Source organism: Allobosea sp. GW821-FHT12C12 (genome assembly GCF_058807355.1).
Genome location: NZ_JBXAQP010000024.1, coordinates 15,843 through 33,807, shown reverse-complemented (window position 1 = coordinate 33,807; position 17,965 = coordinate 15,843). Strand labels below are relative to the sequence as shown.

Sequence of the window (17,965 nt, the reverse complement as noted above, 5' to 3'; positions counted from 1 at the left end):
TTCTCGCCGCGCGAGACCTTCAGATTGATGTCGCGCAGCACGTGGAACTCGCCATACCACTTGTTGACCCCGATCATCTCGACCGCCGTCGCGGTGTTGAGCGAGGTCGCCTTCAGCGCGGCGGGCCGCGCATGTGTCTTGGTTTCTGCCATGGCCATGATGATGATCCCTCTCAGCGACGCTGGCCGGCTGCAAGCCGCTGCTCGACGGCGATCGAGTAGCGCGACATGCCCCAGCAACACAGGAAATAGAAGATCGCGGCGAAGGCGTAGCCCGTCGCGCGGGTGGTCGGCGTCGCCCAGGTCGGATCGACAAGGGTCGCCTCGATGGTGCGCAGGAAGTCGAAGATGCCGACGATGGTGACCAGCGTCGTGTCCTTGAACAGCCCGATGAAGGTGTTGACGATGCCGGGGATCACGATCCTGAGCGCCTGCGGCAGGATGATCAGCCGCATCATGCTCCAGTAGCCGAGGCCGAGCGACATCGCTCCCTCGTACTGGCCTTTCGGGATCGCCTGCAGGCCGCCGCGGATCACCTCGGCCATGTAGGCGGCGGCGAAGAGCGCGACGCCGACCAGCGGCCGCAACAGGCGGTCGGGCGAATACTCCTGCGGCACGAACAGCGGCAGCATGGTGTTGGCCATGAACAGCACGGTGATCAGCGGCACGCCGCGCACGAACTCGATGAAGACGACCGAGAGGAACTGGATGATCGGCAGCCGCGAGCGCCGGCCGAGCGCCAGCACCACGCCGAGCGGCAGCGAGAACACGATGCCGACCGCCGCGATCAGGAAGGTCACCATCATGCCGCCCCAGAGCCCGGTGTCGACGCGCGGCAGGCCGGCGGTGTCGGCCAGGATCGCGATCGAGCCGAGCACGACGAGGGACAGCAGGATCAGCCGCTTGACCCGGTAGAAGCGCTTCCAGGGCGGCAGGGCCTCCTCGACGGCGAGGAAGGCCGAGCCGATCCAGAACCGGACGAGGCCGGGGACGAAGGACAGCACGAGATAGGCCGCCATCAGCGCGAAGGTGACGATCAGGAGCAGGCGCAGGAAATCCTCGGCCTTCGGCCCGCCGAGCAGCAGGAGATAGGCGCTGATCGGCAGCAGCACGAAGAAGAAGAAGAACCCGACCTTCTTCAGCGGCACGCGCTCCCAGAGCAGCCAGACGATGCCGAGCCCGAACATCCCGAAGACGATGTTGACCCGCCAGCGCTGCGAGACCGGATAGGAGCCGTAGATGAAGTACTGGAAGCGGTCGGCGATATAGGCCCAGCAGGCGCCGACCGGCCGGCCGACCTTGTCGGCGAGGCAGGCGTCGCGGTTGGCCCCGCTCCAGACCGCGTCGATGAAGTAGAAGCGCACGAGATCGGGCACGCTGCTCACGACGATGTAGACGCAGACCAGCGTCATCAGCGAGTTGACCGGCCCGGAGAACAGGTTGGAGCGGACCCAGGCGAGCGGCCCGGCCACCGAGAGCGGCGGCGTTTCCTGCGGCAGCGTCTCTTTGCGGACGAAGGCGAAGGGTGCGTTTTCGATTGTTGCGTCGGTCATCGTGGCGCCCTCACCGTTCAACCAGCGCCATGCGCTTGTTGTAGATGTTCATGAACAGCGAGGTGACGAGCGAGATCGTCAGGTAGACCGCCATGGTGATGGCGACGACCTCGACGGCCTGGCCGGTCTGGTTCAGCACGGTGCCGGTGAAGACCTGCACGAGATCGGGATAGCCGATCGCCACCGCCAGCGAGGAGTTCTTCGTCAGGTTGAGATAGTTCGAGGTCAGCGGCGGGATGATCACGCGCATCGCCTGCGGGATCACGACGAGCTTCAGCGTCGGCCCGGCGCGCAGGCCGAGCGCGTTGGCGGCCTCGGTCTGGCCGCGCGAGACGGCGAGGATGCCGGCGCGCACCACCTCCGCGATGAAGCCGGCGGTGTAGGTCGTCAGGCCGATCAGCAGCGCCACGAACTCGGGATAGATCTGCAGGCCGCCGGTCAGGTTGAAGCGGCCCTGCTGCGGCAGATCGAAGGCAAGCGGCTGGCCCGCCAGGAAATAGACGATCAGCGGCAGGCCGATGATCAGCCCGAGCGAGATCAGGCCGTTGGGATATTGCCTGCCGGTCCGCTCCTGCTGGCGCTTCGACCAGATGTAGAAGGCGATGGCGGCGAAGATGGCGAGGAAGAAGGCGACCACCACGGCCTGGAAGGCCGGGCCGAACTGCGGGTTCGGCATGATCAGGCCGCGATTGTTCAGGAAGATCGAGCCCGGCAGCGCGATCGAGTTGCGCGCATCGGGCAGGGGCTTCAGCACCGCATTGTACCAGAAGAACAGTTGCAGCAGCAGCGGCAGGTTGCGGATCACCTCGACGTAGATCATCGCGAGCTTGGCCAGCACCCAGTTGCTGGACAGCCGCGCCACGCCGACGAAGAAGCCGAGGAAGGTCGAGAGCACGATGCCGATCGACGCCACGAGCAGCGTGTTCAGCAGGCCGACATAGAAGGCCTCGCCATAGGTCGAGCCCGAGGCGGAGAACGGGATCAGCTTCTGGTTGACGTCGAAGCCCGCCGCATTGTGCCAGAACCCGAATCCGGACGCGATCTTCTGCGCCCTGAGGTTCTCGATGGCGTTCGACGCGGCCGACCAGATCAGGAAACCGACGACTGCAAGAAGCAGGATCTGGTAGGCGTAACCTCTGATCTTCGGATCGTAGAGCAGCGAGGCCTTGCCCGGTTGTCTGGTCTCGGTCGGAATGGTCGTCACCTGTTACGCCCTTTTCTTGTCTTCTGATCCGCCTGGCCGATGATGGCCGGGCCCGTGGCAGGTCCGGCTTCCGGCATCACGGACGCGCTTGGCTGGGAAAGACGCGGCGGCGCGCGAGGCTGTGGCGCGCCGCCGTCATGCTTAGCGGATCGGCGGAGCGTATTGCAGTCCGCCCTTGCTCCAGAGCGCGTTCTGGCCCCGGGCGATCTTGAGCTGCGACCCGGCGCCGACATTGCGCTCGAAGCTCTCGCCGTAATTGCCGACATGCTTGACGATGCGGTAGGCCCAGTCGTTGGTCAGGCCCATCGGCTCGCCGAACTTGCCCTCGGCGCCGACGAAGCGCCTGATCTCCGGATTGTCGGATTTCAGCATCTCGTCGACATTCGCCTTGGTGATGCCGAGCTCCTCGGCGTTGACCATCGCGAAGAGGGACCACTTCACGATGTCGAGCCAGACATCGTCGCCATGGCGCACGACCGGGCCGAGCGGCTCCTTCGAGATGATCTCGGGCAGGACCATGTGGTCGTTCGGGGCCGAGAGCGTCAGCCGCTCGGCGTAAAGGCCCGAGGCATCGGTGGTGAACGCGTCGCAGCGGCCGGACTCATAGGCCTTGACCGTCTCCTGGTTCGTGGCGAAGGCGACGACCTCGTACTTCATCTTGTTGGTGCGGAAGTAGTCGGCGAGGTTGAGCTCGGTCGTGGTGCCCTGCTGGGTGCAGATCGAGGCGCCGGCGAGCTTCAGGGCCGAGTCGATGCCGAGCTTCTTGCGGACCAGGAAGCCCTGGCCGTCATAGTAGTTCACGCCGGCGAAGTTCAGGCCGAGCGAGGTGTCGCGCGACAGCGTCCAGGTGGTGGTGCGCACCAGCAGGTCGACCTCGCCCGATTGCAGCGAGGTGAAGCGGTCCTTCGCGGACAGCGGGATGAACTTGACCTTGTTCGGGTCGTTGAAGATGGCCGCGGAGATCGCGCGGCAGACGTCGACGTCGAGCCCTGACCAGTTGCCTTGCGCATCGGGGATGCCGAAGCCGGCGAGGCCGGTGCCGGAGCCGCAGTGCAGGATGCCGCGATTCTTGATCTGGTTCAGCGTGTTCGACTGAGCGAATGCTCCGCTCGCGCACAGAGCCGTACCGGCGGCGACGACCGCCGCGCCGAGAAGTCTGTTCATGATGTTTCCCCTGTTGTCGGAACGGTGGTGCCCGTTCTCTGTGACGTTGCAAGTCTCGGACCAAGGCAACCCCGGCCTGGCTTCACTCCTTGGCTCGTTCTGTTGCGGGCCTCCGTGACGGAAAGCGAAAGGGCGCCGGGCTGGCCGGCGCCCTTCCTGTCTCAGCGGACCGGCGGGGCGTATTGCAGGCCGCCCTTGGTCCACAGCGCGTTCTGGCCGCGGGCGATCTTCAGCAGCGAGCCGGCGCCGACGTTCTTCTCGAAGCTGTCGCCGTAGTTGCCGACATGCTTGATGATCCGGACGGCCCAATCCGGCGTCAGGCCGATGGTCTCGCCGAACTTGCCCTCGGTGCCGAGCAGGCGCTTGACCTCGGGATTGGTCGACTTGAGCTGCTCATCGACATTGGCCTTGGTCACGCCGAGCTCCTCGGCGTTCAGCATGGCGTAGTGAACCCACTTCACGAGCGCGAACCACTGGGCGTCATTGTTGCGCACCGACGGGCCGAGCGGCTCCTTCGAGATGATCTCGGGCAGGACGATGTGGTCGTCCGGCGCGGTCAGCTTCAGGCGCTCGGCGTAGAGGCCCGACGCGTCCGTGGTGAAGGCGTCGCAGCGGCCGGCGTCATAGGCCTTGACCGTCTCGTCCGAGGACGCGAAGGCGACGACCTCGTACTTCAGGTTGTTGGCGCGGAAGAAGTCGGCGAGATTGAGTTCGGTCGTCGTGCCCTGCTGCGTGCAGACCGAGGCGCCCGAGAGCTGCTTGGCCGAGGTGACGCCGAGCTTCTTGCGGACCATGAAGCCCTGGCCGTCATAATAGTTCACGCCGGTGAAGACGATGCCGAGCGAGGCGTCGCGCGTCATCGTCCAGGTCGAGTTGCGGACCAGCAGATCGACCTCGCCCGACTGCAGGGCCGTGAAGCGGTCCTTGGCCGAGAGCGGGATGAACTTGACCTTGGTGGGGTCGTTGAAGATCGCCGCCGCGACGGCGCGGCAATATTCGACGTCGAGGCCCTGCCAGTTGCCCTGGGCGTCCGGCACGCCGAAGCCGGCGAGGCCGGTGTTGGAGCCGCAGTTCAGGATGCCGCGCTGCTTGACCTGCGCCAGGGTCGAGGGCGCCTGCGCCGATGCCGCCGAGGCGGTGACCGCGAGCCCGAGCCCTGCGATCGCGGCTGCGAAGAACTTTTTCATAAACTTCTCCCGTTGAGGTGGTCTTTGGGCAAGCTGGCAGGCGATTCTCGAGCGTTGATGTGACGTCCGGTGTGTCTTGTTCGCCCGCACAGAAAATAAGCGACGTCGGCTGAATCGATTGCCAGAGCCGTGCATGAGCGTCAAGCAAAGGCCGTCCACGGCGGCGCCCTTTCCAGCCTTTGCATCACATGCGAGTTTCAAAAGCCGGTCAAGCCTGACCGGGCCGCCTGAATCCCGCCAGCCCCGCCGGTTCCATGAAAAAGCTGCCTCCGTCCGATTTCGCCCGTCTGCGCGAAAAGACCCGTCTCGTCCTGGCCGGGCGCGATCCGGCCGACAGCTACGGCTTCGTCAACCCCGCGATCGTGCGCGGCTCGACGGTGATCTATCCCAATACCGGGGATTTCCTCGTCCGCAAGGCGCGCTACACCTATGGAACGGACGGCAATCCGACGATCGATGCGCTTCTGGCGGCGGTCAACACGATCGAGGGGGGCGCCGGCGCGCTGGTCTGTTCCTCGGGGCTGATGGCCTGCACCCTGCCGATGCTGGCCATGCTCTCGGCCGGCGATCATCTGCTCGTGACCGACAGCGTCTACCGGCCGACGCGGAATTTCTGCGACAGGATGCTGCCGCGGCTCGGCATCGAGGTCGAATATTACGATCCGGCGCTTGGCGCGGGCATCGCCGCGCTGTTCAAGCCCAACACCAGGGCGGTCTGGACCGAGGCGCCGGGCTCGCAGACCTTCGAGATGCAGGACATCCCGGCCATCGTCGCCGCCGCCCATGAACACGATGTCCTCGTGATGATGGACAACACCTGGGCGACGCCGCTGTTCTTCGACAGTCACAAGGCCGGCGTCGACATCTCGGTGCAGGCGGGCACGAAGTATTTCGCCGGCCACTCGGACGTGCTGATCGGCACCGTCTCGGCGCGCACGACCGAACTTTACGAGGAACTGCATCGGGCCTGGAATGCGCTCGGCATCATCATCGCGCCAGAGGACGCATTCCTGACATTGCGCGGCATGCGGACGATGGCGATCCGCCTCAAGGAGCAGATGCCGGCCGGCCTCGAGATGGCGCGCTGGCTGGAACAGCGCCCCGAGGTCGCCCGCGTGCTGCATCCGGCCCTGCCGTCGGACCCCGGCCACGCGCTCTGGAAGCGCGATTTCACCGGCGCGTCCTCGCTCTTCGCGATCGAGCTGAAGCCGGTCCCGATGACGGCCGTCGCCGCGATGCTCGACGGGCTCGCGCTCTTCGGCATGGGCGCCTCATGGGGCGGCTATGAGAGCCTGGTGTTGCCCTTCGACTGCAGGTCCTACCGGACGGCGACGAAGCCCGCTTTCCAGGGCCCGACGATCCGGCTCCATATCGGTCTGGAGGATCTGGAGGATCTGAAAGCCGATCTCGACGCCGGTTTCGCGCGCCTGCGGGCGTCAGCCTGAGCGGTCCGACGCGGACGCGCCGTCGCGCTTGCGGCGGTTGCGGAAGATCAGGATCAGGTTGCGGGTATAGATCACCATGGCGAGCGCCTGACCCATGATGATGATCGGCTCGCGCTTGACGATGCCGTAGACCAGCGTCATCAGGCCGCCCGCCATCGAGAAATACCAGAACGACAGCGGCATCACCGAATTGCCTTCGCGCTCGCTGGCGAGCCACTGCACCAGGAAGCGGGCGGTGAACAGCAGCTGCGCGACGATGCCGAAGGCGAGCCAGAAGTCGAACTTCAGCACGAAGACGTCGAAGAGGTAGTCGGAGACGGCCTGGCCGATCTGGATGATCATGCTTTCGCCTCCGTCAGCGCCGGCCTGGCCACGGTCGCCTCGGATACGATCCGGGGCACGCGCCGACGCCGCCTGATCAGCCACCAGACGCCGACGAGGTCGATGATTCCGACCCAGAGCCTGTCGAAGAAGCCGTAATTCGAGACGCCGCTCAGGCGCGGCCGGTCGCGCACGTCGACATGGACGACGCGGTAGCCCTCGCGCACCATCAGCGCAGGCATGAAGCGATGCAGCGCGTCGAAATAGGGCAAGGCCAGATAGGCCTCGCGGCGGAAGCATTTGAGCCCGCAGCCGGCGTCGCGCGTGCCGTCCTTCAGGATCCGTCCGCGCACGCCGTTGGCGATGCGCGACTGCAGCTTCTTGAAGCCGGTGTCCTTGCGGCCGACGCGCTGGCCCTGGACGAGGCCGGTCTCGGCTCCCGCCTCGGCAAGCGCCGCGACCATGGCCGGGATGAAGACCGGGTCGTTCTGGCCGTCGCCGTCGAGCGTCGTCACCACCGGCGCCTGCGCGCGGCGCACGCCGCTGCGCACCGCCGCGCTCTGCCCGCAGGACTGCGCATGGCTGACGATCGCGAGCCAGGGCCGGGTCGCGGCGAGCTCGCGCAGCGCCTGCGCGGTGCCGTCGCTCGATCCGTCATCGACGCAGACCAGCTCGAAGGCGCCGAGCGGGCGGCAGGCGGCCTCGATGTCGCCGATCAGCGGTCCGACATTGCCGACTTCGTTGCGGAGCGGGACGACGATGCTGAGCAGCGGCGGCGTGCTGGAGGAAGTCTCGGTCAAAACGGTGTTCCGGGGGGGCGGCGCGCAAACTGCGTCAAGCCGGCCGGCAGGGCAAGGCGTTTTCGCTCACGGTTCAGGGTTTCACGAAGACGCTGATGGTGAGCTTGCGTCCGCCGTTGAGGTTGAAGCCGCTGATCGTCGTCGCCAGCCGCGGCGCCGGGGCGAGCTGCGTGCGCGCAGCCTCGAAGCCGGCCAGCGCCCGGCTTTCGACCAGCGCGACCCGGCAGCCCGGCTGGTTCAGGAACGCGGCGGCGGCCTGCCCGTCGAAGCCCATGGCGAGGTCCGTGCCGACGAGGAAGACGAGGCTAGGCTCGCGGTAGCCGACGGTCATCACCGCCGGATCGGCGCAACCGGCCGCCCGAACCGTCTCGGCCAGACGCGGCGAGAGCTTCAAGGCGCGCAGGCTCCCGATCGCGAAACCGTAGACGCCGATGCCGAGCATCAGGCTGGCGGCGACGCCGCGCCAGAGCGCGCCCTCGAAATCCTCGCGGCGGAAGGCCGCGACCACGCGCCAGGCGAAGAACAGCGCCAGCAGCAGGAAAGGCAGGGCCAGATAGGGCAGGGTGCGGTCGAGCGTCCAGTTGCCATAGGCGATGGCCCCGATCAGCGCGAGCGGCACGATCACGACGAGCGAGGCGGTCGCGACCGCGCCGCGCCTGAACCGATCGATGCCGCTGTTGACCGCGGCGAGCAGCAGCAGCGCCGTGATCGCCGGGTAGAGCGGCAGGATGTAATGCGGCAGCTTGGTCGGCACCGCCTCGAAGACGATCCAGGACGGTATGATCCAGGCGAGCAGGAACAGCACCTGCGGCTCGCGCCGCCGGACCCAGGCAAACGGGACCGCCATCGCCGCGAAGGCTGCGGCCGGCCAGTAGGTGCCGAAGAAGAACAGGAGATAGAGCCCGGGCGGCCCCCAATGCTTCTCCTGGCCCTCGGCGACCTTGCCGAGCATGTCCTGGCCGACGCTCTCGGCGAAGAAGCTGCCGCCGCTCTTCCATGCGATCGCGAGGAACCAGGGCAGCGCGACGAGCAGGCAGAGCAGCAGGCCGCGGCCGAAGCGCAGGGGCGCGAGCCAGCGGAAGGAGCGCTGGCAGAGACTGAGAACCAGGATCGCCAGCCCCCAGACCATCGGGACGATCGGACCCTTGATCAGGATGGCGAGCGCGGTCGCGCCCCAGAACACCAGCCAGTTGCGCCGGTCGGGCACGAAGGGCAGCGAGCGCGTCCAGTCGAGCCAGACCCGCGCCAGCGCGCCCATGCTCGCGACCGCGCAGGCGGCTAGCATGGCGTCGGTCTTGGCGATGCGCGCCTCGACGCCGAGCAGCACGCAGGCCGCCATCAGCCCCGCGCCGAGCAGCGCCAGCCTCGCGCCGACGAAGGCGAGCAGCGCCCAGTAGGTCGCGAGCACGGTCGCGATCGCGCCGAGCAGCGATGGCAGGCGATAGAGCCAGATCTGCGTGCGGGCCTCCGGCACGCCGAGCGCCTCGCCGGCCCTCACCGCCGCGACCTGCAGCCAGTAGATGCCGACCGGCTTCTTGTAGCGCGCCTCGGTCTGGAAGCGGATATCGACGAAATCGCCGGTCTCCAGCATCTGCTTGCTGGCCTGGGCGAAGCGCGGCTCGTCGCGGTCGAGCGGCTGCAGCGTCTGGAAACCCGGCAGGAAGGCGGCGAGCGAGAGCAGCAGCAGCAGGGCGCAGGCGCGCCAATGGCTGGCGCTGGCCCAGACGATCGGGCGGTCGAACAGGGGCGTCAGCGAAACCATCGGCGATCCTCGCGGCCTGCGAGGCCGCGCTTGAAGTCTTCGCCGGATGCGGCGGAAGGGCAGCCGCGATGCAATGCATGCGCAGGCGGGCCGCAGTGACGCGCATTTCGGGCGCGAACAAGGCAGCCGCGCCGCTTGCGGCAGTTCGCCGGGTATTTACGCCGTCAGCCGGATCGGAGCAAGCCGCGCTGGCGCAGCGGCCATCACGCGCCTCGATGGGGCGTCGGCCGATCGTCCGGCTTTCATTCGGCCTGAACGGCGTGCGGCCGCGGCGGGGTGCGCCGGTCCATGTCGGCGACCATCCGGCGCACGATTCCGCTCGCGGTCTTCTCGAAGAGAAACGGCAGGAAGGCATGGATGAGCGCGCAGGACGCCGCCTTGAACATCGTGCCCGAATACCGCAACGCGACGCCGAAATGCTCGCCATACGTCTCGCCGACCGCTTCCGGATGACGGGTGAAAAGCTCTGTGATGCCGGACTGTGCCATGGGAATTCCTCCAAGGACGTCAGAATCGCTCAAATCCTGCGGGAGCGCTTCCCAATAATGATGTCATTTGTCGCGAGATTGGGATAATCATCTCGCCTTACGAGGCGGAGCAGGAAAATGTCACAGGATTTCAGGCTGGACGATTTCGATCGGGCGATCCTGCGCGAATTGCAGCGCGATTCGTCGCGCGGCATCGAGGAACTGGCGGGGCTGGTGCACCTGTCGCGCAACGCCTGCTGGCGGCGCGTCAAGCTGCTGGAGGAGGCGGGCGTCATCCGCGCCCGCGTCGCGCTGGTCGACGCGGCCAAGCTGAACGCCGGACTGACGGTGCTGATCCGCATCCGCACCAGCCAGCACAGCGCCGCCTGGGCCCAGAGCTTTCGCGAGGCGGTCGCCAGTCTGCCGGAGATCGTCGGGGCCTACCGGACCTCGGGCGAGGTCGACTACATGCTGAGGGCGCGCGTGCCCGATGTCGCGGCCTATGACCGGCTCTATCAGCGCCTGATCGCGCGCGTCGACATGGTGGACGTCGCCGCGAGCTTCGTGATGGAAGAGATCAAGGAGACGACCGAAGTGCCGCTCGGCTATTCCTGAGATTTTGAAACTCTACTCCGGGGGCCGTCTGACGCGGCTTTCTGCGCTTCCGGTGCTCACGGACAATAAGTCCGCTCCGCGCCGGTTCTCGAAAGCCACGCCAGCCGACTCACCGGAGCGAGTTTGAAAATCTCGGGAGGTTTAAGTGCTCAGCGGCGCGGGCCGTTCTCGAGCGTCGTCTTGGCGTCGAGGGGCCTGGCCGGCGGCGGGGTCAGGTCGGGCTGCTGGGTCGCGCAGGCGCCGAGCGCCAGAACGAGGAGGCCGGCGAGGCCGAGACGGGTGATGCGCTGCATGGTTCTGGGCCTTTTGTCGCATAGAGGCGGTTGCCACGTCTTGCCGCTTATGAAACGACCGCGTCAAGAGCATGGCCTCGGCTCAGGCATTCCCGAGCGTCGTGCCGGATTCCTGTCGAAGCGGGCCGCCGCCCGTTTCGATGCCGACACCAGGACTTCTTGACGCCCATGACTCCAGCCGCCCGCATCAGCGCCGCCATCGAGGTGCTGGACGATCTGATCCGACGCCGCCGCCCCGCCGCCGACGCGCTCAAGGACTGGGGCCTGTCGCGCCGCTTCGCCGGCTCCAAGGACCGCGCCGCCATCGCCTCGCTGGTCTATGACGCCCTGCGCCGCCGGTCGTCCTCGGCCTGGGCGATGAACGCCGACACGCCGCGCGCGCTGGTGCTCGGCATGCTGGCGCGCCTGCGCGGGCTTCCCGCGACCGAGATCGCCGCGCTCTGCAATGGCGAGAACCATGCGCCGCCGCCGCTGAGTCCGGAGGAGGCCGATCGCCTCGCCGCCTTCTCGCTGGACGGCGCGCCCGACTGGGTCCGCGCCGACGTGCCGGACTGGCTCTGGCCCGCCTTCGTCCAGGCATTCGGGGCGGACGCCATCGGCGAGGGGCAGGCTCTGGCCGCCCGCGCGTCGATCGACATCCGCGCCAACCGCCTGAAGACCAGCCGCGACAGGCTGCTCGACGACCTCGCCCATCTTGCGCCCGAGCCTGGCCCCTGGTCGCCCGATGCGCTGCGCTTCCGGCATGGCGAGGACGGGCGCGGCCCCTCGCTGCAGAGCGAGCCGGACTTCCTCGCGGGCGGATTCGAGATCCAAGACGAGGGCTCGCAGCTGGTGACGCTGCTCGCCGGCGCCAGACCCGGCCGGACGGTGGTCGATCTCTGCGCCGGGGCCGGCGGCAAGACGCTGGCGCTCGCGGCGCTGATGCGGAACGAGGGCCGGCTCTTCGCGACCGATCTCGACAGCCGCCGCCTCGCGCCGCTGCATGACCGGCTGGCGCGCTCGGGCGCGGGCATCGTCGGGATCCGCATCCCGCGTTCGCGCGGCCACGAGCCGCTGGCCGATCTCGCAGGCGAGGTCGATCTCGTGCTGGTCGACGCGCCCTGCACGGGTTCCGGCACCTGGCGGCGCAATCCGGACGCGAAATGGCGGGTGCGCCCCGGCGCGCTGGCCGAGCGCATCAAGGACCAGGCGCAGGCGCTCGACCGCGCCGCGAGGCTCGCGAAGCCCGGCGGCCGCATCGCCTACATCACCTGCTCGGTGCTGCCGGAGGAGAACGACGCGGCGGTCGAGGCGTGCCTGTCTCGCCATCGCGGGCTGGCGGTGCTGGACGCCGCGACCGTCCTCGCATCGCCGGAGGTCGATTTCGGCCTGCTGGCGAGGTTCGCGACCCGGCACGGCCTGCAGCTCTCGCCAAGACGGACGGGGACGGACGGGTTCTATCTCGCCTGCATGGAACGCGTAGGATGAGGGAGCTTTCCGGCGTTGCGCACCCCCGCGCGATCCATTAACCGAGCGCGATGACGAGCGAAAAAACCCACGACTCCATCCTCATCATCGATTTCGGTTCGCAGGTGACGCAGCTCATTGCGCGGCGCGTGCGCGAGATCGGGGTCTATTGCGAGATCGCGCCGTTCCAGTCGGCCTCCGAGGCCTTTCAGCGCACCAGGCCGAAAGGCGTGATCTTCTCGGGCGGCCCGGCCTCGGTGCCCGACGAGGGCTCGCCGCGGGCTCCGGAGGCGGTGTTTTCATCGGGGCTGCCCGTGCTCGGCATCTGCTACGGCCAGCAGACCATGGCGCAGCAGCTCGGCGGCCGCGTCGAGAGCGGGCACGCCGCCGAGTTCGGCCGCGCCGATGTCGCGATCGTCACGCCGTCCGCGCTGTTCGAGGGCGTCTGGGAGGAGGGCGGCCGCTATCCGGTCTGGATGAGCCATGGCGACCGCGTCACGCAGCTCCCGGCCGGCTTCAGCGTCAAGGCGACGTCCGAGAACGCGCCCTATGCGGTCGCGAGCGACGAGGAGCGGCGCTTCTACTCGACCATGTTCCACCCCGAGGTGGCGCACACCCCCGACGGCGGCAGGCTGCTGCGCAACTTCGTGGTCGAGATCTGCGGCTGCGCGCCCGACTGGAGCATGGCGGCCTATCGCGCCGAGATGCAGAAGAAGATCCGCGAGCAGGTCGGCGCGGGCCGCGTCATCTGCGGGCTCTCGGGCGGCGTCGACTCGGCCGTGGCGGCGGTGCTGATCCACGAGGCCATCGGCGACCAGCTCACCTGCGTCTTCGTCGACCATGGCCTGATGCGGATGCACGAGGCCGAGGAGGTGGTGCGTCTGTTCCGCGACCACTACAACATCCCTCTCGTCCACGTTGAAGCGGAAGAGCTTTTTCTCTCCGAACTCGCCAAATGCGGCGCCGATCCGGAAGCCAAGCGCAAGACCATCGGCCGGCTCTTCATCGACGTCTTCGATGCCGAGGCCGCCAGGATCGCGAAAGACGGCAAAGGCTCGGCCGATTTCCTCGCGCAGGGCACGCTCTACCCCGACGTGATCGAGAGCGTCTCCTTCTCGGGTGGGCCCTCGGTGACGATCAAATCGCACCACAATGTCGGCGGCCTGCCCGAGCGCATGAAGATGAAGCTCGTCGAGCCGCTGCGCGAGCTGTTCAAGGACGAAGTCCGCGTGCTCGGCCGCGAGCTCGGCCTGCCCGAGGCCTTCGTCGGCCGCCACCCCTTCCCGGGGCCGGGCCTGGCGATCCGCTGCCCCGGCGAGATCACCAAGGAGAAGCTTGACATCCTGCGCAAGGCCGACGCGATCTATCTCGACGAGATCCGCAAGGCCGGCCTCTACGACATGATCTGGCAGGCCTTCGCCGTGCTGCTGCCGGTCCGCACCGTCGGCGTGATGGGCGACTACCGCACCTACGACCATGTCTGCGCGCTGCGCGCCGTGACCTCGGTCGACGGCATGACGGCGGACTTCTACCCTTACGACATGGCCTTCCTCGGCCGCGCCGCGACCCGCATCATCAACGAGGTCAAGGGCATCAACCGCGTGGTCTACGACGTGACGAGCAAGCCGCCGGGCACGATCGAGTGGGAATGATTCAGGCCCATCCGTGGACATCCAAAAATGCGCCACGCTTCACTGTAAGCGGCTGAAATAAAAAATAAAACTTATCAGATGCTTTCGAGGCCTATCGCAGCGCAGCGATTGGGTCTTTCGTGCGCTCTGACGGACCGCCCCGTATTGTCCCGCTCAATTTTTGAAAGTACCGTCGTGAGAAATGAGGCTCGTGGCGGTACTTTTTTGATGTAAAACATTGATATAAAATCGATTTTATCGCTGCGATCCTCGGAAAATACCCTGACGGTACTTTTCTGGAGGTGTACTGGAATGTTGACGGATGCTGCCCTTAAGGCGTTGAAACCAAAGAATAAAGTGTACAAGGTGACAGACCGCGACGGCATGTATGTGCGCATTATGCCGAGCGGTGCGATCTCATTTCGCCTGGATTACCGGCTCAATGGCCGCCGCGAGACGGTCTATTTCGGCAGGTATGGGCGAGATGGCATATCGCTCGCGAGAGCACGCGAGATGTGCCTGGACGCCAAGCGCGAGATACGAGAGGGGCGTTCTCCCGCTATCGAGAAGCAGCGAGAAAAGCGTCGGCTCAAAGAGGCGAAGAGCTTCGGCGAGTTCGGCGAGAAGTGGCTGACCGGGGCACCGATGGCGGACAGCACCAGGGCCATGCGCCGCTCGATCTTCGAGCGCGAGCTACTGCCCGTCTGGCGCAACCGTCTGCTCACGGAAATTACCCCTGACGATCTCCGGGCGCACTGCGGCAAGATTGTCGAACGCGGCGCGCCAGCTACTGCGATCCACGTTCGGGATATCCTGAAGCAGGTCTACGGATTTGCGATCCTCCACGGTGAGAAGATTGCCAACCCCGCTGACGATGTGGGGCCGGCCTCGATCGCGAATTTCGTGCCGAGGGATCGCTCGCTCTCCCCCTCGGAGATTCGAGTGATGTTGAGGCAATTGGAGCATGTCGCCACGCTGCCGACCATCCGTTTGGGTCTTCGCCTCTTTCTGCTCACGATGGTTCGCAAAAGCGAGCTTCAGGACGCGACATGGGATGAGGTGGATTTCGAGAACGCCGTCTGGACGATTCCGAAAGAGCGGATGAAGCGCTCCAAGGCGCATAACGTCTACCTGTCGCGCCAGATTCTGGATATCTTCATCGCTCTCAAGACGTGCGCGGGAAACTCGCGCTACGTCTTGCCGTCGCGTTACGATGCGGACGCACCGATGTCTCGAGCGACGTTCAATCGAGTGACTTATTCTGTGGTCGAGCAAGCCAAAAAGGAAGGCTTGCCGCTCGAACCGTTCACGGTTCACGATCTTCGCCGGACGGGATCGACATTGCTGAACGAGCTTGGGTTCAACAGAGATTGGATCGAGAAGTGCCTGGCGCACGAGGACGGCCGCTCATCACGTGGCGTCTACAACAAGGCCGAATACGAAATTCAGCGGCGGCACATGATGCAAGAATGGTCTGATACCGTGGACGCCTGGGTCGATGGCCAGAAGTACCTACCGACGCTCATCCCTCCGTCGATGCCGATCTTGCAGCCCGATCCGGCCCTTTGACTGGACGGTTCCGACGTCGCTTCACGTCTGGACTTGGCGCCCGGAGAATGGGTTTTGCACGCCGCGCGGCGAGCCATGCCTGGACCTCGCCAAGGTCCCAGACCACGCATCTTGGAGTTAAGGCGAAGCGTCGCGGAAATTCTCCCCGCTGCTCCATTTCGTAGATCGTGCTGTCAGCCAACGGCACCATCTCACGCAGCTCCTTCCGTCTGATTGTTCTTCTGAGTTGCGTGTTCGCCATAGCGGTCATGATGCATCTCCTCTCGATCGCGGTTGAGGAGATAGAAGGAGATAGATCGAGGAAGATGAAGTCTGCACGCGAATCCGGCGAAGAATATAGGACTGTAGCGTGTACATCGGATAGTTGCCAGCAGCCCAATAAGGTGCTGCGTGGATGCATCTGGCGAACACGGCGCCCTTCCGTAGGTACCCTCTTGGTCAGAACAGCCTGTGGGGTGCGATGAATGGCCAACGGTGAGCCCTGCTTCGGTATTCGCGGCCGTCCTGTTCATGCGGCTGCTCAAACGTTCGCTCTTGAGCCATTGAGTTGCATCCAAATCTGACGCTCAGCCGATTTCCGGTAAGAGGCTCATTAGGTGCGATTTCGCCATGGATTGCCATGCAGAAACGGATCGCTAGCCTAGGCGTTCTTATCTCGGGGGAGAATCGCCTTGTCGGATGCATCGTCCGCAGCGGAGTGGGTGCGATTTCTGCGCAATTACGGGCCAATACCGACCAATGGGAATATGTACGACGAGTCCATTCAGCGCGCGCTGAAGCGGCATAAGATCAAACCGATTGTTCTCCCCGCGCAATTTCTGGACGCGCTGCTCGAAAACTTTCGGAGTGAGGAGCCGGTCTCTCAGATTATCACCGGCACGGCCGGCGACGGGAAAACCTACCACTGTCGCGAGGTTTGGACGGGGCTCGGGGGCGATGAATCTGCCTGGAACAAGGGCGACAAGATCCAGAACCTGCCGCTCGGAAGACGCACCTTGGTCATCGTTAAGGACCTCAGCGAGCTGCGCGATGCCGAGAGCGAGGCGCTGATCAGCGCGGTTGCGCGCGATGTCGCGCAGCCGTCCGCCGACACCGTTTATCTACTGGCTGCCAACCACGGTCAGCTGCTTGAGAAGCTGAAAGGCGCACCTGACACGCCTGAGGTCCGGCGGCTGTCAGAGGTGATCGAGGACCTGTTGGTGACCGGGGCGAGCGACGATCGCGAGGTAAGTCTTCAGCTGAGCGATTTGAGCCGCGCTCCGGCGGCGAAGATGATCTTGGACATCATACATGCGATCGGTGACCATGACGGCTGGGCGGGATGCGACCACTGCCCGGCGGCTGAGGCGAAGAGCTGCCCGATCCGCGAGAACCGGCTAAGGCTGATTGGTGCGGAGGGGCACGCACAGTTTAGCCAGCGATTGACCGCTCTAATTGAACTCAGCGAACGCAATGGGGGCCACTTCCCCGTGCGGCAGCTGCTGGCGCTGGTCGCCAACATCCTGCTGGGCCACCCTGACGGGCGAGACGGGCTCATGTCGTGCGCCGAGGTTCCCGAGATCGTCGCGTCGGGGAGGGCGGACCTCGCGAGCGTCTACCGAAACGCCTTCGGGGGGAATCTGAAGGCGAGTCGGGCGGAAAAAACGGACCTTTTCAAGAAGCTCAACCTGTTCGGCATCGGCGCCGAGACGAGCAATCGGGTCGACAACCTTCTGGTCTATGGAGCTGCCGATCCGGCGAATGTCGAGGCCTATGAGAGCCTCGTACAGAGCGATCCGATCTACGGAGCAACGCCGACCTACGCCAAGGGTCAGCGCGCCTATCTTGAGGGCGGGGAGAGGGGCGATCGATCGGCCTTCCTCGCGCTGTTGAAAGCGCAGCGGCAGCGGATGTTCTTCACCCTGCCGGAGGATCTAGTCTCGGCTTACGACCTGTGGGACCTGACAGTCTTCCGCTACGCCGGCCTCTATCTCGAAGTTGCCGAGAAGCTCAAGGCCAAACAGCCGTTGCCACGGACTGCCCTGCCGATGATCGTTCGTGGGCTAAATCGGGTGTTCACCGGAATGCTGGTGCAGAACCAAGACGATCTGGTGCTAGCCACCTCCGGCAGCTACTCGCAGTCCAAGCGCAGTCCGCTGCTCGACGAATTGATCTCAGTCCCCCGGCAGGACGGTAAAGAGGTCAGCTTGGTGCTGAACAAACAGGGCGGGTTTGACGTCGCCGTGCGGTTGCTTCGCGGCGACGCCCATACGCCGGTGAGGCTGGAGTTGTCGCCGACTCGATTTGAGTTTCTCGGACGCGTCGCGGAGGGCGCCCTCCCGAGCAGTTTCTCGCTCGAGTGTCACGAGGATATTCTGGCTTTCAAGGCGCGCCTGCTGAGCGAGACCGAGCGACGACGGAAGCTGGATGGCGACGATGTCGGCAACGAGGACGAGCTGGTATTGCGGTTCATCGAGCTGAACAGCGACGGGCGCGCGACGCCGCGTCGGGTGATGGTGCGCATCTGATC

General features: G+C 65.7%; 16 protein-coding genes and 1 pseudogene. 6 read left to right on the top strand and 11 right to left on the bottom strand.

What is annotated here, in order from left to right:
• From AC1RRW_RS21720 to AC1RRW_RS21700, 5 genes and pseudogenes are all read right to left on the bottom strand, one after another.
• Nucleotides 1-152 (bottom strand): annotated as a pseudogene (locus AC1RRW_RS21720) (amino acid ABC transporter ATP-binding protein); the annotation flags it as partial.
• A 20-nt stretch (nt 153-172) separates the two neighbouring features.
• Entirely contained in the window at nt 173-1,552 is a 1,380-nt protein-coding gene (locus AC1RRW_RS21715) for an amino acid ABC transporter permease (protein WP_492903726.1), read from the bottom strand.
• Between the two features lie 10 nt (nt 1,553-1,562).
• The gene (locus AC1RRW_RS21710; RefSeq protein WP_492903724.1) at nt 1,563-2,756 is read right to left on the bottom strand and encodes an amino acid ABC transporter permease; all 1,194 of its coding nucleotides are present in this window, start codon (nt 2,754-2,756) and stop codon (nt 1,563-1,565) included.
• Nucleotides 2,757-2,897: 141 nt separating this feature from the next.
• Nucleotides 2,898-3,920 (bottom strand): amino acid ABC transporter substrate-binding protein, encoded by a 1,023-nt coding sequence (locus AC1RRW_RS21705; RefSeq protein WP_492903722.1) that lies wholly within the window; start codon nt 3,918-3,920, stop codon nt 2,898-2,900.
• Between the two features lie 161 nt (nt 3,921-4,081).
• Nucleotides 4,082-5,107, bottom strand: coding sequence for an amino acid ABC transporter substrate-binding protein (locus tag AC1RRW_RS21700; protein WP_492903720.1), 1,026 nt, complete (start codon nt 5,105-5,107; stop codon nt 4,082-4,084).
• Nucleotides 5,108-5,361: 254 nt separating this feature from the next.
• Between AC1RRW_RS21700 and metC the strand changes: the two genes are divergently transcribed.
• The gene (metC, locus tag AC1RRW_RS21695) at nt 5,362-6,552 is read left to right on the top strand and encodes a cystathionine beta-lyase (protein WP_492903718.1); all 1,191 of its coding nucleotides are present in this window, start codon (nt 5,362-5,364) and stop codon (nt 6,550-6,552) included.
• Here the strand turns inward: metC and AC1RRW_RS21690 are convergent.
• From AC1RRW_RS21690 to AC1RRW_RS21675, 4 genes are all read right to left on the bottom strand, one after another.
• Nucleotides 6,544-6,894, bottom strand: a complete 351-nt coding sequence (locus tag AC1RRW_RS21690) for a lipid-A-disaccharide synthase N-terminal domain-containing protein (RefSeq protein WP_492903716.1) — start codon at nt 6,892-6,894, stop codon at nt 6,544-6,546. The two genes, metC and AC1RRW_RS21690, sit on opposite strands and share 9 nt — an antisense overlap.
• Nucleotides 6,891-7,673, bottom strand: a complete 783-nt coding sequence (locus AC1RRW_RS21685) for a glycosyltransferase family 2 protein (protein ID WP_492903714.1) — start codon at nt 7,671-7,673, stop codon at nt 6,891-6,893. Before AC1RRW_RS21685 ends, AC1RRW_RS21690 begins: the two co-directional genes overlap by 4 nt.
• 73 nt (nt 7,674-7,746) lie before the next feature.
• On the bottom strand, nt 7,747-9,435 hold the full coding sequence (locus tag AC1RRW_RS21680; protein WP_492903712.1) for an ArnT family glycosyltransferase: 1,689 nt from the start codon (nt 9,433-9,435) through the stop codon (nt 7,747-7,749).
• A 242-nt stretch (nt 9,436-9,677) separates the two neighbouring features.
• On the bottom strand, nt 9,678-9,923 hold the full coding sequence (locus AC1RRW_RS21675) for a DUF6356 family protein (protein WP_492903710.1): 246 nt from the start codon (nt 9,921-9,923) through the stop codon (nt 9,678-9,680).
• 117 nt (nt 9,924-10,040) lie between these two features.
• On the opposite strand from AC1RRW_RS21675, the gene AC1RRW_RS21670 reads away from it, so the two are divergent.
• The gene (locus tag AC1RRW_RS21670) at nt 10,041-10,517 is read left to right on the top strand and encodes an Lrp/AsnC family transcriptional regulator (protein ID WP_492903709.1); all 477 of its coding nucleotides are present in this window, start codon (nt 10,041-10,043) and stop codon (nt 10,515-10,517) included.
• 149 nt (nt 10,518-10,666) lie between these two features.
• Here AC1RRW_RS21670 and AC1RRW_RS21665 read toward each other — a convergent pair whose 3' ends face one another.
• A complete protein-coding gene (locus AC1RRW_RS21665; protein WP_492903707.1) occupies nt 10,667-10,810 on the bottom strand; it encodes a hypothetical protein in 144 nt (47 codons plus the stop codon).
• A 168-nt stretch (nt 10,811-10,978) separates the two neighbouring features.
• Here AC1RRW_RS21665 and AC1RRW_RS21660 point away from each other — a divergent pair, with 168 nt between their 5' ends.
• The 3 genes from AC1RRW_RS21660 to AC1RRW_RS21650 all read left to right on the top strand — a co-directional run bounded on the left by AC1RRW_RS21660 (nt 10,979) and on the right by AC1RRW_RS21650 (nt 15,456).
• Nucleotides 10,979-12,277, top strand: a complete 1,299-nt coding sequence (locus tag AC1RRW_RS21660; protein WP_492903705.1) for an RsmB/NOP family class I SAM-dependent RNA methyltransferase — start codon at nt 10,979-10,981, stop codon at nt 12,275-12,277.
• A gap of 50 nt (nt 12,278-12,327) precedes the next feature.
• Nucleotides 12,328-13,908, top strand: a complete 1,581-nt coding sequence (gene guaA, locus AC1RRW_RS21655) for a glutamine-hydrolyzing GMP synthase (RefSeq protein WP_492903704.1) — start codon at nt 12,328-12,330, stop codon at nt 13,906-13,908.
• A 291-nt stretch (nt 13,909-14,199) separates the two neighbouring features.
• A complete protein-coding gene (locus AC1RRW_RS21650) occupies nt 14,200-15,456 on the top strand; it encodes a tyrosine-type recombinase/integrase (protein WP_492903703.1) in 1,257 nt (418 codons plus the stop codon).
• Here AC1RRW_RS21650 and AC1RRW_RS21645 read toward each other — a convergent pair.
• The gene (locus AC1RRW_RS21645; RefSeq protein WP_492903702.1) at nt 15,410-15,706 is read right to left on the bottom strand and encodes a helix-turn-helix transcriptional regulator; all 297 of its coding nucleotides are present in this window, start codon (nt 15,704-15,706) and stop codon (nt 15,410-15,412) included. The two genes, AC1RRW_RS21650 and AC1RRW_RS21645, sit on opposite strands and share 47 nt — an antisense overlap.
• A gap of 496 nt (nt 15,707-16,202) precedes the next feature.
• Here AC1RRW_RS21645 and AC1RRW_RS21640 point away from each other — a divergent pair, with 496 nt between their 5' ends.
• Nucleotides 16,203-17,963, top strand: a complete 1,761-nt coding sequence (locus tag AC1RRW_RS21640) for a hypothetical protein (protein ID WP_492903701.1) — start codon at nt 16,203-16,205, stop codon at nt 17,961-17,963.
• The last annotated feature ends 2 nt before the right edge of the window (nt 17,964-17,965 follow it).

Bases quoted from the DNA above. Each gene is read 5' to 3' on its own strand.
- AC1RRW_RS21670 (WP_492903709.1), top strand. From the start codon at position 10,041: ATGTCACAGGATTTCAGGCTGGACGATTTCGATCGGGCGATCCTGCGC.
- AC1RRW_RS21665 (WP_492903707.1), bottom strand. From the start codon at position 10,810: ATGCAGCGCATCACCCGTCTCGGCCTCGCCGGCCTCCTCGTTCTGGCG.
- AC1RRW_RS21680 (WP_492903712.1), bottom strand. From the start codon at position 9,435: ATGGTTTCGCTGACGCCCCTGTTCGACCGCCCGATCGTCTGGGCCAGC.
- AC1RRW_RS21715 (WP_492903726.1), bottom strand. From the start codon at position 1,552: ATGACCGACGCAACAATCGAAAACGCACCCTTCGCCTTCGTCCGCAAA.
- guaA (WP_492903704.1), top strand. From the start codon at position 12,328: ATGACGAGCGAAAAAACCCACGACTCCATCCTCATCATCGATTTCGGT.
- AC1RRW_RS21700 (WP_492903720.1), bottom strand. From the start codon at position 5,107: ATGAAAAAGTTCTTCGCAGCCGCGATCGCAGGGCTCGGGCTCGCGGTC.
- AC1RRW_RS21645 (WP_492903702.1), bottom strand. From the start codon at position 15,706: ATGACCGCTATGGCGAACACGCAACTCAGAAGAACAATCAGACGGAAG.
- AC1RRW_RS21640 (WP_492903701.1), top strand. From the start codon at position 16,203: ATGTACGACGAGTCCATTCAGCGCGCGCTGAAGCGGCATAAGATCAAA.
- AC1RRW_RS21650 (WP_492903703.1), top strand. From the start codon at position 14,200: ATGTTGACGGATGCTGCCCTTAAGGCGTTGAAACCAAAGAATAAAGTG.
- AC1RRW_RS21705 (WP_492903722.1), bottom strand. From the start codon at position 3,920: ATGAACAGACTTCTCGGCGCGGCGGTCGTCGCCGCCGGTACGGCTCTG.
- AC1RRW_RS21675 (WP_492903710.1), bottom strand. From the start codon at position 9,923: ATGGCACAGTCCGGCATCACAGAGCTTTTCACCCGTCATCCGGAAGCG.
- AC1RRW_RS21690 (WP_492903716.1), bottom strand. From the start codon at position 6,894: ATGATCATCCAGATCGGCCAGGCCGTCTCCGACTACCTCTTCGACGTC.
- AC1RRW_RS21660 (WP_492903705.1), top strand. From the start codon at position 10,979: ATGACTCCAGCCGCCCGCATCAGCGCCGCCATCGAGGTGCTGGACGAT.
- metC (WP_492903718.1), top strand. From the start codon at position 5,362: ATGAAAAAGCTGCCTCCGTCCGATTTCGCCCGTCTGCGCGAAAAGACC.